Source organism: Escherichia sp. AM3 (assembly GCF_032029835.1).
Classification (GTDB): Bacteria; Pseudomonadota; Gammaproteobacteria; order Enterobacterales; family Enterobacteriaceae; genus Escherichia; species Escherichia coli.
Window position 1 is genome coordinate 1 of the sequence record NZ_JAVUPQ010001020.1, and the last position, 266, is coordinate 266.

At 51.5% G+C, this 266-nt stretch carries 1 protein-coding gene; it reads left to right on the top strand.

Annotated features, from left to right (window positions below; genetic code table 11):
* Positions 1-4: 4 nt before the first annotated feature.
* Positions 5-266: rod-binding protein (locus RTW80_RS29515; RefSeq protein ID WP_312721677.1), on the top strand; the 262-nt coding region annotated here is incomplete at its 3' end.

The window sequence follows — 266 nt, forward strand, 5'->3', positions numbered from 1 at the left end:
TCTGATGAAAGTGAACGCCAGCGGCGGGATTGACGGCAGCGACGCGTTAATGGGGCCGAAGGTTCAGGCCAATGATATCAAGCAGGCCGCCGAACAGTTTGAGGCGATTTTTTTACGCAACATGCTGAAAGAGATGCGGAAAACCAACGAGTTGTTTGATTCAAAAGATAACCCGTTTAACAGCGATTCGGTGCGCATGATGCAGGGGTTTTATGACGATGAGTTGTGTAACACCCTGGCGCAGCAGCACGGGATTGGCATTGCGG